Source organism: Terrimicrobium sacchariphilum (assembly GCF_001613545.1).
Classification (GTDB): Bacteria; Verrucomicrobiota; Verrucomicrobiia; order Chthoniobacterales; family Terrimicrobiaceae; genus Terrimicrobium; species Terrimicrobium sacchariphilum.
The window spans coordinates 601,163-614,853 of record NZ_BDCO01000003.1 but is presented as its reverse complement, the minus strand read 5'-3'; the positions used below and the strand labels follow the sequence as shown (position 1 = coordinate 614,853).

At 58.1% G+C, this 13,691-nt stretch carries 12 protein-coding genes; 6 read left to right on the top strand and 6 right to left on the bottom strand.

Going from position 1 to position 13,691, the window contains the following annotated elements; all coding sequences use genetic code 11:
* Positions 1-91: 91 nt before the first annotated feature.
* Both TSACC_RS20335 and TSACC_RS20330 read right to left on the bottom strand, forming a co-directional pair.
* On the bottom strand, positions 92-1,006 hold the full coding sequence (locus TSACC_RS20335; RefSeq protein WP_075081278.1) for a DUF4886 domain-containing protein: 915 nt from the start codon (positions 1,004-1,006) through the stop codon (positions 92-94).
* A gap of 102 nt (positions 1,007-1,108) precedes the next feature.
* Positions 1,109-1,846 (bottom strand): PEP-CTERM sorting domain-containing protein, encoded by a 738-nt coding sequence (locus TSACC_RS20330; protein WP_075081277.1) that lies wholly within the window; start codon positions 1,844-1,846, stop codon positions 1,109-1,111.
* Between the two features lie 118 nt (positions 1,847-1,964).
* Here TSACC_RS20330 and TSACC_RS20325 point away from each other — a divergent pair, with 118 nt between their 5' ends.
* Complete coding sequence (locus tag TSACC_RS20325) at positions 1,965-3,101, top strand: GntR family transcriptional regulator (RefSeq protein WP_075081276.1); 1,137 nt, start codon at positions 1,965-1,967, stop codon at positions 3,099-3,101.
* Between the two features lie 109 nt (positions 3,102-3,210).
* Here the strand turns inward: TSACC_RS20325 and TSACC_RS20320 are convergent, their stop codons facing one another.
* A complete protein-coding gene (locus tag TSACC_RS20320; protein ID WP_169809727.1) occupies positions 3,211-4,275 on the bottom strand; it encodes a substrate-binding domain-containing protein in 1,065 nt (354 codons plus the stop codon).
* A 270-nt stretch (positions 4,276-4,545) separates the two neighbouring features.
* Here TSACC_RS20320 and TSACC_RS20315 point away from each other — a divergent pair, with 270 nt between their 5' ends.
* Positions 4,546-5,196, top strand: a complete 651-nt coding sequence (locus TSACC_RS20315) for an HAD-IB family phosphatase (protein ID WP_075081274.1) — start codon at positions 4,546-4,548, stop codon at positions 5,194-5,196.
* Positions 5,190-6,245: an iron-containing alcohol dehydrogenase family protein gene (locus tag TSACC_RS20310; RefSeq protein WP_075081273.1), complete on the top strand. Its 1,056-nt coding sequence runs from the start codon at positions 5,190-5,192 to the stop codon at positions 6,243-6,245. Before TSACC_RS20315 ends, TSACC_RS20310 begins: the two co-directional genes overlap by 7 nt.
* Position 6,246: 1 nt before the next feature.
* Here TSACC_RS20310 and TSACC_RS20305 read toward each other — a convergent pair whose 3' ends face one another.
* Entirely contained in the window at positions 6,247-7,623 is a 1,377-nt protein-coding gene (locus tag TSACC_RS20305) for an MFS transporter (RefSeq protein WP_075081272.1), read from the bottom strand.
* A gap of 163 nt (positions 7,624-7,786) precedes the next feature.
* Here TSACC_RS20305 and TSACC_RS20300 point away from each other — a divergent pair, with 163 nt between their 5' ends.
* A complete protein-coding gene (locus TSACC_RS20300; RefSeq protein WP_075081271.1) occupies positions 7,787-8,944 on the top strand; it encodes a LacI family DNA-binding transcriptional regulator in 1,158 nt (385 codons plus the stop codon).
* On the opposite strand, the gene TSACC_RS20295 is transcribed toward TSACC_RS20300, so the two are convergent.
* Positions 8,862-9,926 (bottom strand): NAD(P)-dependent oxidoreductase, encoded by a 1,065-nt coding sequence (locus TSACC_RS20295; protein ID WP_075081270.1) that lies wholly within the window; start codon positions 9,924-9,926, stop codon positions 8,862-8,864. The two genes, TSACC_RS20300 and TSACC_RS20295, sit on opposite strands and share 83 nt — an antisense overlap.
* A 98-nt stretch (positions 9,927-10,024) precedes the next feature.
* Positions 10,025-11,644, bottom strand: coding sequence for a glycosyl hydrolase family 28-related protein (locus tag TSACC_RS20290; protein ID WP_084400716.1), 1,620 nt, complete (start codon positions 11,642-11,644; stop codon positions 10,025-10,027).
* Between the two features lie 153 nt (positions 11,645-11,797).
* Between TSACC_RS20290 and TSACC_RS20285 the strand changes: the two genes are divergently transcribed.
* Positions 11,798-13,132 carry a DUF2334 domain-containing protein gene (locus tag TSACC_RS20285; protein WP_075081269.1) on the top strand — a complete coding sequence of 445 codons (1,335 nt, stop codon included), beginning with the start codon at positions 11,798-11,800 and terminating at the stop codon, positions 13,130-13,132.
* Between the two features lie 11 nt (positions 13,133-13,143).
* Positions 13,144-13,653 (top strand): carbohydrate binding domain-containing protein, encoded by a 510-nt coding sequence (locus TSACC_RS20280; RefSeq protein WP_075081268.1) that lies wholly within the window; start codon positions 13,144-13,146, stop codon positions 13,651-13,653.
* Positions 13,654-13,691: the final 38 nt, after the last annotated feature.

Here is a 13,691-nt window from a genome sequence, read left to right as displayed (position 1 = left end):
CACTACGGGCAGGGAAAAATCTGCCCCGGATGTTATGTGATGGGGTGTTCACGGGATACTGGATTTTGAAAAAGCGGGGCATGATTCTCGATCAGTTTGGGAGCGATTGTCGAGCGGGCTCGGCAAGGGTCGTCATTTCAAAAGCGATGCGATTAAGTTCGCGGGCCATCGAGACATCGAGTCCGAGTCCCTGCGCCGCGCTACCCTCGCCCACATCCAGAGACCGTGGGTCAACTCCCGTGATCTTTGCGAAGATCACCACAGCCGAAAGATAGCTCCCATACGCACCCGCATGTCGGGCATCCTCACCCCAGAAATTAATCTTCCCCGGCTCCACTCCATTGGAAGGATCTGGATCCGCCAGCCCTTGGTCTACCGCCTTCAGGAATGCATCCCCGACCCGAGCCACCCCCGTCACACCAAGATCGTGATATACATCATAGGTGGCCGCCTGGAGGTCATTCTGCATCGCCTGCAGCCCTCCGGAGTTTGTATATCCCTGCTTGATCACCGAGGCAGGCGATGCCCAGGTCTCGTACAGGTAAATCGACGCCGCGGGATTATTTGCCCGGATCAAACTCTGGAGCTTCGCCACGCTCTGCGCATATTGGGAAGGATTACCGCCACGGTTTGCCGGAAGAGGGGTGGTGCTTAGTTCCTGAAGGACCACAACATCCCAGACCGGCCGACCGATGATCGCCGCTTTGTTTTCGCAGTGCCACCGAAGAGTCCGCCCGCCCTCGACCTCCAGGGTCACATTATAGTTCAACCCCGCCTGCAACGTTAGCTGCTTGAACAAGCCGGCCACGCCCCCAAATCCGGTGCCATTTGCATCCGTAACCTTGTCTCTATTGTAATATTGGGCCGGTGCGGAATGGCCATGGGTGAAACTGTTTCCAACAAACAGTATCTCGATGGGATCACTCGCCTGAACACTTCCGGTGATTGCCAATACGGTGGCGAAAAGTCCGATCGCGAGGAGGGAGTTTGCAGCTGCTTTTTTCATGACTGGAGGTACATCCGGCAGAGCACGGCTCACTTTTCAAAAAATGGAGACGACCCCACTCGGTCGAGAGCCGTAAAATCCGCCGACCAAATCTCGATCCGGCTATCGCAGCACGGAGGCGGCATCAACTCCGGAGCGCTTTCTCAGCCTGACCCAGAGAAGCAGACCTCCGCCGATGATGACCAAAGCCACGGATGCCGGCTCAGGAACAGCAGTGACTTTCATCGCGTTCAAATACGCAAACCCGCTGTCATTCCCGGTTCCCAGCGCCATGGTGATCGTGGCATTTCCGGTGACATCCGCTGTAATATTGAAATTCACCGTCGTGTTTGTGTTGTTGGAGGTGTTCAGATTTGCACTCCCCGAGGAAGAGCCTGAAGTTACGGTGTAGAGCGCCGTGCGATTATTATTCACGGGGTTAGCGGCGTTGCCTCGGGCACCGAAAAATTCAAAATTATAAACCTGACCAGCCGAAAGCCCGCCCAGCGTCAAAGTGACGGTAGTGGTCGTAAAAAGACTATCCTGGGAAATCCAATTACTGCCAATCCAGGCAGGACCGGGACTTGAATTTGCACCCGTCACCAGCGCTCCGACCGCATTGTAGTTGTCAGGAGTGGAACTGGACAGACTCAGACTCGTGGACGTCCCACCGGAGTCGACCAGATTCGAAAACGAGAAATTTGCTCCTGCAACGCTATTCCAAATATATCCCGTGCCGGTATCCGTCTTGTTCAATGGTCCGGAAACTAAGGTACTGAAATCGACAAGCACCATGGCTCCATGACCGTTTAGGACGACGGAAGCCGCAAATATGACTAGGAAGAGACGGAGGGATTTCATGGGAGATTTATAGTCATGCCACCAACCGACCGGTCAAACATATTGGCTCTTTATAGATACAAAGCGTATCCATACGGTTGACTCGACAGGCGGGTCCGTCTGCAAATAGACATGCTCTATGAGCACCAATCCCCTCCAGCATCAGACCAAGTACGAGCACTTGGCTGACATCCTGAAGGAAAGGCTTCGTTCCCTCCCGAACGGCAATCGACTCCCCTCCGTGCGTTCGCTCATGAAACGGTTCCAAATCAGTCAGCACACCGTGATGTCGGCGCTGCGGATTCTGGAGGACGAGCACCTCATTTCCCGGCGCAACGGCAGCGGCGTTTTTGCCAGCCCAGAGTCACGCGCAGCAACCATCTGCTTCTGTCGCCCTCATGACATCAATCCTCTGCTCGACAGAAATGAACAGTCCTTGCGAACGCTTTGCCTTGAGCGAGGATGGAAACTGATTGTTGCCCGTTTCGACGCGAAACAGGTTCACTTTCTAGACGAAGAGATCAGCGCGGATGCCTTCATTCTCCCGCCGGAGCTGGTTACCTTCCGATCCCCACTGCTTGGGCGCCTGAGCAACAACAGGACCCCGGTAGTGATTCTCGGACGAGATACGGGGGAGCTGGGCCTTGATTTTGTCACTGGAGACGAATTCCCCGTGATCCGCGAGTTTGTCACCGTCCTCGCCAGGCACGGCCATCGACACATTGCCTACTTGAATTGTGAACCGCCTTTCCATGAGGTAAAACGACGGGTCGATCGCTTTCTGGAGACCTGCCAGTGGCTGGGCCTGAAAAGCTTTCCCATCCTGGAAGTTCACGCGCAATACGGGACAGACAGCATCCAGAGATCAGAGGAGTTTCTTACCAACTACCTCGAAAGCCTGAGCCCCCATAGACTTCCGTTCACTGCTCTCGTGACAGGAAGTGCAGCGGGTTCCATCCCTGCATTCCGGGCTTTCTATGATGCAGGGGTCCGTATTCCTCGCGATCTCAGTCTTTGTTGTCTTGGCAGCGACCCCCGGGCCAAATACACCACCCCCGGGCTCTGCAATACGGCAACCAACAATCTGGAACTGGCTGCGGCGGCCATACGCATCGTGGAAACACGCCTGGCTGGAAGCGACGCTCCCTTGCTTAGTGAAACAATCCCTTACCGGATCGTCTGGCGAGAAAGCGTGGGGACAGCCCCCAAATCCGGAAGGACGATCCGGAAAAAATCTTCACATCCCCGGCTCGCGGGAAGAAAAGCGGCAGATTAGGCAAAGAGCGTATCCAAACGACTCTCCTGCAGAGTTGTGCGGCCAAAACCATCTACCTGTCGCCTGGTTTCACCCCGCCGTTCAGAGAAGCGCATCGCGTGCGGCGAAATCACCCCCCCGATCCGCCGGTCGACTCTCCAAAAAACAAGGGGATTTCCGACGGAGCCATGATCAAGGGACCGTCCCAAGGTTCATCCCCAGCGAGCATCCAATCCAGACAGCATTTCAGATAGGGACCAATATCCGGGGACTTCAGACTGGTCAGGGTCGGGTTCAAAAGCTCTGCGATTCCTTCCCCGGAAAAAGCCGCCACCGGAAACTCGGCCCCGACCTTGCGACGCGAATCGGCAAGAGCCCGTAGGACGCCCACCGCCGCAGCGGCGGTGATACAAAAAATGGCGTCGGCATCCATGCCGGTTTCGAGGATTTCTTTCATGTAGCGTAATGCTGCCGTCGAAGTAACCTCGCCGGACTTTACCGGTCGGTTGTAGAGTTTGCCCCGGAAGCCATGGGCCGCCATCCAGTAGCGCCAAAGGTCAATCCGCTCCAGGACCGGAGTATGTTCCGGTTGAGTGTTCAAGCAGGCGATGCGGGATCGCCCCAGCGAGGCCAGATGATCAAGCACGACCTGTCCGCAATTGGTCGGAAATTGAAGAATAGAAGGCAGCCCAAATCCGCTCAGGTTTTGATCAAGCACGACCACCCGTAAGGAGGCGTTTCGGACAACCTTCAGGACCTCCGGTGAAACAGGTTCCTCCGGAGGAACGATAAAAGCACCATCAAATCCCTGAACCGCATCCAGCAAGACCGGGTCGTCCCAGTGAACATAGATTACGGTCCGGACGGATATACCGCGACTCTCGGCGGCAATCTCGGTGGCTACGCGCAATTCGTCGACCCGAGAGGAAGCGAGGATCGGGACCAACAACGCAACCCTTACAATCCGCCGGCTTCCCTTTCCGTCATCCCTGACCCTCATCCTTCCCCGGCGTCGTTCAATCAAACCGTCGTCCACCAACAATTGAAGACCCCGGCGAACCGTCATGAAATTGACATTCAGCTCTCTTGCGATTTGACGCTCCGAGGGGATGGATTTGATGGAGTAGTCTCCGTGAAGAATCCGCTTTTTTATCAATTTGGCGACTCGTTTATACTGGGGACCCGTCTCCAACATGCTCCACATCTAGGTTTTGAGAAAACCTGATGCAATAAACAACTCCCCTGCCCGCAGGTGCCTGCACTCCTGACTTTTCCCAATTCCTTGATATGCCGACGAAAGAACCGAAAAGGGGAGTTTGTTGCTGCCGATCTCGCTTCTGGGGGCTTTTCGGCGGCCCACGAGACAAAGACCGGGAAAGTCGACAATTACGAGACTGGCAGGATTTGGCAGGCGAGATATTGACTGCGGCTTGCGAGTCCCAGCAAATTCCCCAAAGATGCCGGGATGCAACGCCCGGCTGGCATCCTGGTATCTGACTTTGACGGCACGATCTCCCGGAAGGATTTTTTTGATCTTGTGCGCGCCCGCTGGCCGATTCCCAAGGATGAAGACCCCTGGGAGCGTTATGTCTCCGGAGAAATCACCCATTTTCAAGCACTTGCGCTGATTTTCTCTCGCATCCGATGCAGCGAAGCCGAGCTTCTGAGTTTGGTCGATCAGATGGAGGTCGATCCCAACTTTGCGGCTACGATACGTGAACTCCAGGGCCAGGGATGGGAGGTGCTCGTCGCCTCGGCAGGATGTGCGTGGTACATCGAGCGACTTCTTGCCCAAGCAGGTATTTCGATCCAGGTATACAGCAATCCCGGTGTATTTGATCCCGCCCGGGGGCTGATCATGAGCCTGCCTCCAGCATCGCCATTCCTCGATCCGGGCACAGGTGTCAACAAGCTCGAGATCACCCGCGATGCACTGCGGAGGTGCGACTGCGTAGCATTTGCCGGGGATGGAAGACCCGATATCAATCCCTCGCTGCTGGTGCCGGAGGAGCGTCGCTTCGCTCGCGGCTGGCTGGCCGACGAACTGACTGCCCGTAAGGAAGGATTTGTCCGATTTGACTCCTGGACTACCATCCGCGACACGCTCCTATGCTAAACCAGCGACAGACCGCCATCCCCACCCTCGTCCGGGTCAAGCCTGGCGCCCTCGAGCGCGTCGGCATTTATGCCACCCGGCACGCCTTTCGCCGCGTGGCCTTGTTTTACAGCAAAGACATAGTCGAGGCGTTGCACGACGTCCTCACCACGTCTCTGGTCGCCGATCGTATCGCCATCGTCAGTCAGATCCCGGTGGAGTCGGCCAGTTTTGAGGATGCTGCGGAGTTTGCCGTCACCTTGCCATCGCGTGTGGATGCCATCATCGGATTCGGAGGAGGCAAGGCGCTCGACGTCGCGAAATACGTCGCGTTTCTCTCCCGCCTGCCCTACATCGCCGTACCGACATCCCTCTCCAACGACGGCATCTGCAGCCCGCAGTCCAGTCTCACAGTGGAGGGCAAGCGCCGTTCCTTCCCCTCCAGCATGCCGATGGGTGTCGTCCTGGACACCGAGGTATGTCTCGGCGCCCCTGCGATCCTGTGGCACTCCGGCGTCGGCGACCTCGTCGCAAAGTTCACCGCTGTAGCGGACTGGAAACTCGCCTTTCATGCCAAGGGCGAGCCAGTCGACGATTTTGCCGCTCTGCTCTCCGACGCCAGCGTTTATCAATTCATCGGCCGGCCAAAGCACGATCTCGAGGGCATGCGCCTCCTGGGTTCCGCCCTGTTGCTGAATGGCATCTCGATGGCCATCTGCGGATCTTCCCGCCCAGCCAGCGGCAGTGAGCACCTCATTTCCCATGCCCTCGATGGACTCAGCCAGCGTCCGCGCCTCCATGGTTTGCAGGTCGGCGTGGCCTCCTACCTGATGAGCATCATCCAGGGGCAGGGAGCCACGGAAACAATCGCCGGGCTTTTTGATGCCACAGGATTCTGGCAGGCCATCGAGTCAGATCGTTTTGACCGCTCCGAGTGGCTGGAGGCCGCCCGCATCGCCCCCACGATCAAGGCCGACTTTTACACCATCCTCTCATCACGCAACTGCATGCCCGCCATCGAGCACGCCCTTGCCACCGATCCGTGGCTGCATCGCTGCTTCCACAGCTAGATTACTCCGGGATCTTGTCGAGGCCGCCGCGGCGCATGAGGCTGCGATAGACAAAACCCGCCGCCACCAGGGCAAAGGTCGCCAGACCGGCTCCGATGGCAAAGGTGTATCGGTAGGTATTATGCGTCTGGTCGATGAGGACTCCCATAGCGGGCGATAACGTCATGGTAGCCAGCGACATCACGATGCCCGAGGCAGAGGCAAACTGGGCAAATTTGATGCGCGGAAACAACCGCTGGCCGAGCGATGCCGCACAGGTAAAATAGCAGCCCGAGAGCACTCCGTGCAGCACCCAGCCCACGAGAAAGGTATCCGCCGTGCGGGCAAAGACAGCTCCCCAGATCGCCACCGCCGCATAGCCGATCAGGCAGAACATCACCATCCGCAGCGGATGAAAGAGATCGACCAGCCAGCCGAGAAAATAGGCCAGGCAAAGCGAAATCGCAAAGGTAAGCGCAAGCGATTTGCCAAACATATCCATGTCAACACCCAGGCTCTTGGCGTAGGGAATACTAAAGGTGTTCACCGGCGAAAAGGTCAACCCTGCCGCCATCAGCATGACAAAGACCGCCAGAAAATACGGCTGGCTGAAGCACTCGCGAAAATAGGTCTTCATCTCGCCGACCGCCCCGCGCCTGCCGGGTTCCATCGGCGGCGCCGGAGGGTACTCACCCTCCTTGACCCGCAGGCAAACCCAGAAGAAGGCCACTCCGTAAAAGATGCCCACCGTCACGAGAATGAGGGTGAAATGATGGGGCACCAACCCGAATATCCAGTAGTTGAAGATCATTCCGTCGATGAGGCTCACCGCCCGGAACAACCCATAAAATCGCCCCAGCAGCGGCGTCGGCACCACATCGTTGACCAATCCTCCAAAAACCGCCTGCCCGGCGATGGTGGCCACCTCAAAGGCTGCCCAGAAGACGCCGAAGCAGATGAGTGAGACAAGCATCTCGCTCTCGTTCGGGAAATGGGCGTGAACCCAGCGCGCGAGGATCGGCGTGAATCCCAGGCCGATCATTCCCGCCGCCGCCAAGGGCGTGGTGATAAGCAGAAACGGAATGCGCCGTCCAAACCTTCCGCGATGACGATCTGACTTCACGCTGATCACCGGACCGAGAATCAACCCGATCAGCGCGGGAAAGGAACTGATGAGCAGCCCGAACAGAATGTTGGGGACATTCAACTGACTCAGATACCACTGGGCCATCGGACCCACGGAACGGTCGCGCATCGACCAGGCGAAATCACCAAGAAGCAGCCAGGCAAAGAGAATGACGATGCCCGTCGAGGTATAAACCAGCGTACCCGCCTGCCAGACACGCTGGTGGGCCGGCGCGGAATGCTCGGGTGTTGGGGGAGAGACCGTGACGTTCAAGATTGTTTTTCCTTTTCCCTCGGGTCACCTGCGATGAAACCTGCCTGGGGACAAAACAGCGCAGCGAAAGCACCGCTTTGACTTGAGAACATTAGGAATGGTTTCCGCCCGGCGAAAGCGGTATTTGGTTGCGCTATTCTTCTACCTGTAGAACCTTCCTCGTATGTCGACCAGCCCCCGCGTTACGATCCGCGACATTGCCCGCAAGGCTCACATGCATTTCACAACGGTCAGCCTGGCGCTGCGCAACAGTCCCAAGCTGAAGATCGAGACCCGGGAGAAAATCCAGAAGCTGGCGGAGTCGATGGGATATCGCCCCGATCCGATGCTGGCGGCATTGAATGCCTACCGGCAGGCGAATCGGCCGGTGCATTATCAAGCCTCGCTCGCCTGGGTGCACAACTGGGCCAATCCCGAGAATCTTTACGGCTGCGAGGAGTTCAACCAATATTATATGGGTGCGTGCGACCGCGCAGCCGAGCGCGGGTACAATATCGAGGAGTTTGCACTGGCCAAGGACGGCATCACAATCGAGCGTCTGCACCGCATCCTGCGCGCCCGCAACATCCAGGGCACGCTGCTTGCCCCGCAGCCCTCAGCGAAGAGCTTTCTCGACCTTCGTTATGACGAGCTTTCGGCCGTGGCCTTCGGCTTCAGTATGCGCCCTGCCGTGTTACATCTGGTGACCAACCACCACTATCACACGATGATGATGCTGATGGAAAAGGTGCTGGAGTTTGGCTATCGCAGGCCGGGGCTGTGCATCCCTCGTGATTGGAACTACAAAGTCGACTGCGCCTGGCAGAGTGTCTTCCTGCTTTTCCTGGATGAGCACCCTGAGCTCGCCCGTATCCCGATCTACTGGGCGACATGGGACGCCACCCAGGATGCCGGCCTGGCTGCATGGATCGGCGAAAATCGACCTGACGTGATCCTCGCCTTCAACGAAGCCAAGAAAGCGGTCGAAAACGTCGGCTACCGAATTCCTGAAGACGTCGCCTTTGCCAGCGCTTTTCTAAACAAGGATGAAAGCATAATGAGCGGCGTGCACCAGAGCGACTACCTTATCGGCCAGAAGGCTGTCGACATGGTAATCGACATGCTGCATCGCGGTGAAACCGGCATACCGGGCACTCCAGTGCGCATGTTGGTCGAGGGAGAGTTCTATCTGGGAACGACCATGCCCGACTTGAGAAAAGTCGACAAATCCGCCGACCAGGCAGGCAAAAAGAACGCCGCTAAGTCGCGCGGTCGTAAACCTCCAGCGTCACGCGGTTCTCGACCTTCTCGCCGCGCAGGTAGCGCTGCAGGTTCCTCATAGCCTCCTGGCCGCAGTGGGGATAGGTTTCCCAGGTCGGCCCGGCAACATGAGGCGAAAGCAGGATACCCGGTTGCCCGCGCAACGGGGAGCCTGCCGGTAGAGGTTCGTGCCGAAACACATCCAGCCCGATCCGGAGGCGACCCTCGGCAGCGAGTTTGATCAGCGCGCTCTCATCGACGACAGCCCCGCGACCGACATTAACAAAAACCCCGTCCTGCGGCAGCAGGCGCAGCAATTCCTCCGTGACCGAGTTGAGGCTTCGTTCGTTGAGTCCTTCGCACTCGATAAGGATCTCGCTCCGGGCAAAAAGCGAGCGAAGGTCCAGGCATGGCGTGACGCCAAACTCCTCCATCATCGCATGCGGCACGCCGTGGGAATATGCTGCAACATCGGCATGAAAAGGCCTAAGTATGGCCGCGAGTTCGCGCGCCACCGCGCCAAAGCCATGGAGACCGACCCGTTTCCCGCGCAGCACTCGCGTGCGCAGGCGCGGCATCATCTCAAACATCGAGGTTTCATCTGCCATGCAGTCCTCCCAGAGCGGGAGCGAGCGCAGCAGCGCGAGCACCATGAGAAAAGCATGCTCCGCCACGGCCGTGCTGGCCATGGCTCCCCAATTGGTCACGATCACGCCGTCCTCAATCCAGGAGCGAGGCACCCGTGGCTTCACCGACCCGGTGACGCTGCAAACGTAGCGGATGGGAAAGTCCGGCTCCTGCCCCCATGCCTCCGGCAGCCGGGGACAACTCCATGCCGTGACGAGGATCGTCGGCTTCATCGTCTTCAGCGCATCCTCGATCGTCTCCGCGTCGACGAGCGACGTATCCAGCCAGCTCTCGCGTACGGCGGAATGCTTCAGGCCAAAGGGGCTATTTCGAAAGAACAACCCTTTTTCATCCTCCGTCATCGCGAGCACGACATGCTGCGCTACGGGTGACACGCCGTTCCGGTGCGTCTTGATGGTTGCATCGCTCACTTCCATGAATCTGCCGCTAGGATACGACCATCCCGACCTTCGGCAAAGAAGCCGATCCAGCTATTCCATTCATCCTGTAGAAAGCAGCCGAGGCCCGCTGGATCTTATTTCGCCGCCTTCAGGCGACGCTGTAGCTGATCCTGATAGAGCGACGCCGGGATGAGGGAATCGCCTTTGCCTACACCCTCGACATAATCATCGGAGTCCACCTTGTCGCAGGGACCGCTGGTTCCGATGACATAGCCGTTTCCGACCTGCTGGGACCATACGAGCGCCTGGCGTTCCCTGGAGTATTTCAATCCCTTGGAATTCCAGAAGACCGACTGCGTGGTCGTCACGCCATGCACGGGATTTCCACCCCAGGGCCGAAAGTATCGCGCCTCAAGGAAGTCTCCATCGCAGGTCATCCGGTCGAGGAGATTCGACATGGAAAGGAACATGTGAAAGTCCGATGCATGAGAGCCGTCCTTGGAATAGCAGCCAGAAATGACGTTGCCGCTGCAAGCCATGGTACCAAAGTCGTAGTTATGCCGCCCGGCCTCGGCGCGGCAGTTGATGATCAGGTTTTCCTGACCATTGTGCGTGTACAGGTAGCCATTGCCACCGCCGCCTTTGTATTGGGAAAAGCCCAACGAACAATCCTCCACGGTGACAAACCGCGAACGACGTAGCGCGATCCCACTCGATAGCAGATGAATATTCGGATCGTTGCCAGAGGGAGCATAGGATTTTACGCCCTTGATCCAGCAGTTCTCGGCATTGCGAAGGCTGATCGCGCAAGCACCATGAACGTCATATCCCACGGTGCCGGGCTTGTTGAAATCCTCTTCCTCCGTTCCCACACCGGAATGCTGTTTCATGCCGATCGAGAAATCCTCCAATCCACATTCTGAAATGAGTTCGCCAGGGATCTTCACCAAACGGCCTAGATCCGCAACGCGCACCGGATAACGGACCGGGACATCGAGCGTCACGGCCGATTTGGCGGGATCGATTCCCACGACACGACGACAGAACATCAGCGTGCGGTTTGGGGAAGCTGCGCCAGCCGGCTGCCACTTGCCCGTCATCTCAATCTCATCAATGAAGCGCTGGGTAAGGTCGCTCCGCAGAACCACAAGATCACCTACTGAAAACCCCTCCACGCTTTTCAAAACGATCTCCGCAGCCTGATTCGGGACATCCTGGGCGAGCGGACTGGCGAGGATGCCATTACCCTCGTCCCTCCAATCCATGGCTTTCTCCGGCTCCACCGCGATCACCACCTTGCCGCGCATCATCGGCGTATCGTTGAAGAGGAAAGTCTTGTCCGCGCCTGCTCCGCGCAGGACTGTCTTGTTGCCGCGAAGCCGCAACACAAAGTTGGCTGCTCCCTGCGGCTGGATACGATAGGTACCCGCAGGCAGAAACACCACCCCTCCACCGGAATCCCCCGCCGCGTCAAGCGCCGCCTGGATTTCGCTTGTCGAATCCTTCACCCCGGTCGGGTCCGCCTGATAGGGAGGCTTCGTCACGTCGAGGACATCCCCCTCGATCCGGGGCACGGGCTTCTCACCGCGATGGTATCCCGCGTAGGAGAAATCATGCAAAAAATGGCCTGAACCATCACTAAAGCCGGGGGTCCAATCCGTCGGGTACAAAGCCGAGCGCCAGGAGGTTTCCTGAGCCAGGAGGACAGAGGCCGAACCGGCCACGGCGAGAGCGCACAGAAAGGGGAACTTCATAGCTCCGCTCAACCTAAAGCGAATCCCGCACGGAGCAATCATGTGCTCTTGAGTTTCCTTTCAACGTGTAGACAACCCGTGTCTACAGTTTGAAAACATCGACAGTCGCAGACCCAGGCTACCGTGTTAGGTTGGCTCCAGGCAGTTTGTCCCATGAAATTCCTCCTCCCCGCATTTCTCGCGCTCGCCGCGTTCACCACTGGCTTCGGCCAGGCTCCCGTCAACCCCGGCTTTGAAGACGGCGCGACCGGCTGGTCGCTCGACCCCATGTCGACCGTCGTCCCAGAAGCAGCCAATACAGGAAAGATCGGACTCCGCATCACCGACAACAGTCCCGACGCAGGCTCCTCCGCCACGAGCGGCAGGATCCCGGTGACGCCCGGAGCGATGGTGGAACTTCGTTTCCAAGCGCGCACTGAGACTGCGGGGTTCATCGGCGTGTACCTCTTTTTCTACGATCAGGCGGGCAAGCTGATCAAGGAGGAGTCGCAGCGCGCGGGTGCCGGCCATCCCGTGGTCGGCGTCAGTAAAGCCGACGGCCAGTGGAGCCCGTATGGGCTGAAAGCCACCGTTCCGCCCGAGGCCGCGAGTGTCGCGATCTGGGTTCACTCGTTCGGCAAGGCAGTTGGTTCCGCGGACTTTGATGATTTCGTTTTTGAAGGAGCCAGTGGGGCGGCATCTGCCGCAGTCCAGACTCCTCCTCCGCAGCCCCGAGCTCCTGTCGTCATTCCTTCGCGTGCCAAGCCTCCGCTCATCGTGATCAAAGTCGACGATTTCCGCCCGATCAACGGTGGCAACCTCCACGGCATCTGGATCAAGGTCGTGGACTATCTTGCCTCCAAAAACGCCAAGGTCAGCATCGGCGTGAATCCCGAGAAACTCAACGAGGCTTCTCCCGCTCTGATCGAGTGGGTGAAAAAGCAGCATGCCTCCGGCGAGGTGGAGTTCTGGTTCCATGGCTGGGATCACGCCATGCATGAGGTCGACGGCGTGAAGTACAACGAGTTCAACAAACGCCCCTACGAGGAACAAAAGAAGCGATTCGACGACGGGCAAGCGATTACGAAGGAGAAGTTCGGTTTCGCCTACAACACCTTTGGCCCTCCCGGAGGTGCCAGCAACGGCTTTGGCGATGCCAATACATACCAGGTCATGGCGGACGAACCCGACATGAAGGTCTGGCTCTACCCCCAGCCGATGGACAAAGCCGCACTCGACCTCCAGGCTGGAGGCAAGGTCACCGTGCTGGATCGCGTCTGGGCCGTGAATCTGGAGTCCAAGGTCGGCCAGCCGGATTTCCAGCGCTTCCTCGAAGGTTATGCCAAGAATCCGGACCGCGAATACTTCGTCCTTCAGGGCCATCCCATGTCCTGGGGTACGCCGGAAAAATGGGCGGAGTTCACCAAGATCATCGATTTCCTCGTCGAGCAGAAAGCCGAGTTTCTAACTCCCTCCGAACTCGCCGCACGAGTAAAGTCGGCCAACTAACACATCCTCCCATGAAACCCCTCATCATCGGTATTTTCCTCGCCTCAGCGTCCTTTCTCCCCGCTCAGATCCTGCCCAATCCTGGCTTCGAGTCGGGCTTGGAGGGGTGGAAGACAACGGAGAAAACACCCATCACAAGCATCTCCACTGCGGCAGCCCGCACCGGTGAACACGGCCTGCGTGTGGAGGATCAATCGGAGACGGATGGCGCGCGATTCTTTTCCGACGCCTTCACGGTGAGTCCGGGCCAGAAGGTAACGATCAGCTTCTGGGCGCGCTCCCCCCATGGCGATGTAGTCGGAGTGTCGCTGCAACCTCTGGGCGCCCGCAGCCGTCCGCTCATGGACGAAAAAGGCCAGCCCCCGCTGGTGATCGGCATCAAAATGTCGGCCGACTGGAAGCAATACAATGCGTCATACACCGTGCCTGACGAGGCCGAGTCCATGGTTATCAACATCCGCTCCTGGAGCCGGTCCAAAGGTATCGTCGATCTCGACGATTTCGATGTCACGATCGAATAGCCCCCCATTTCCCCTCCAATCCCCTTGTGAAACTCCTG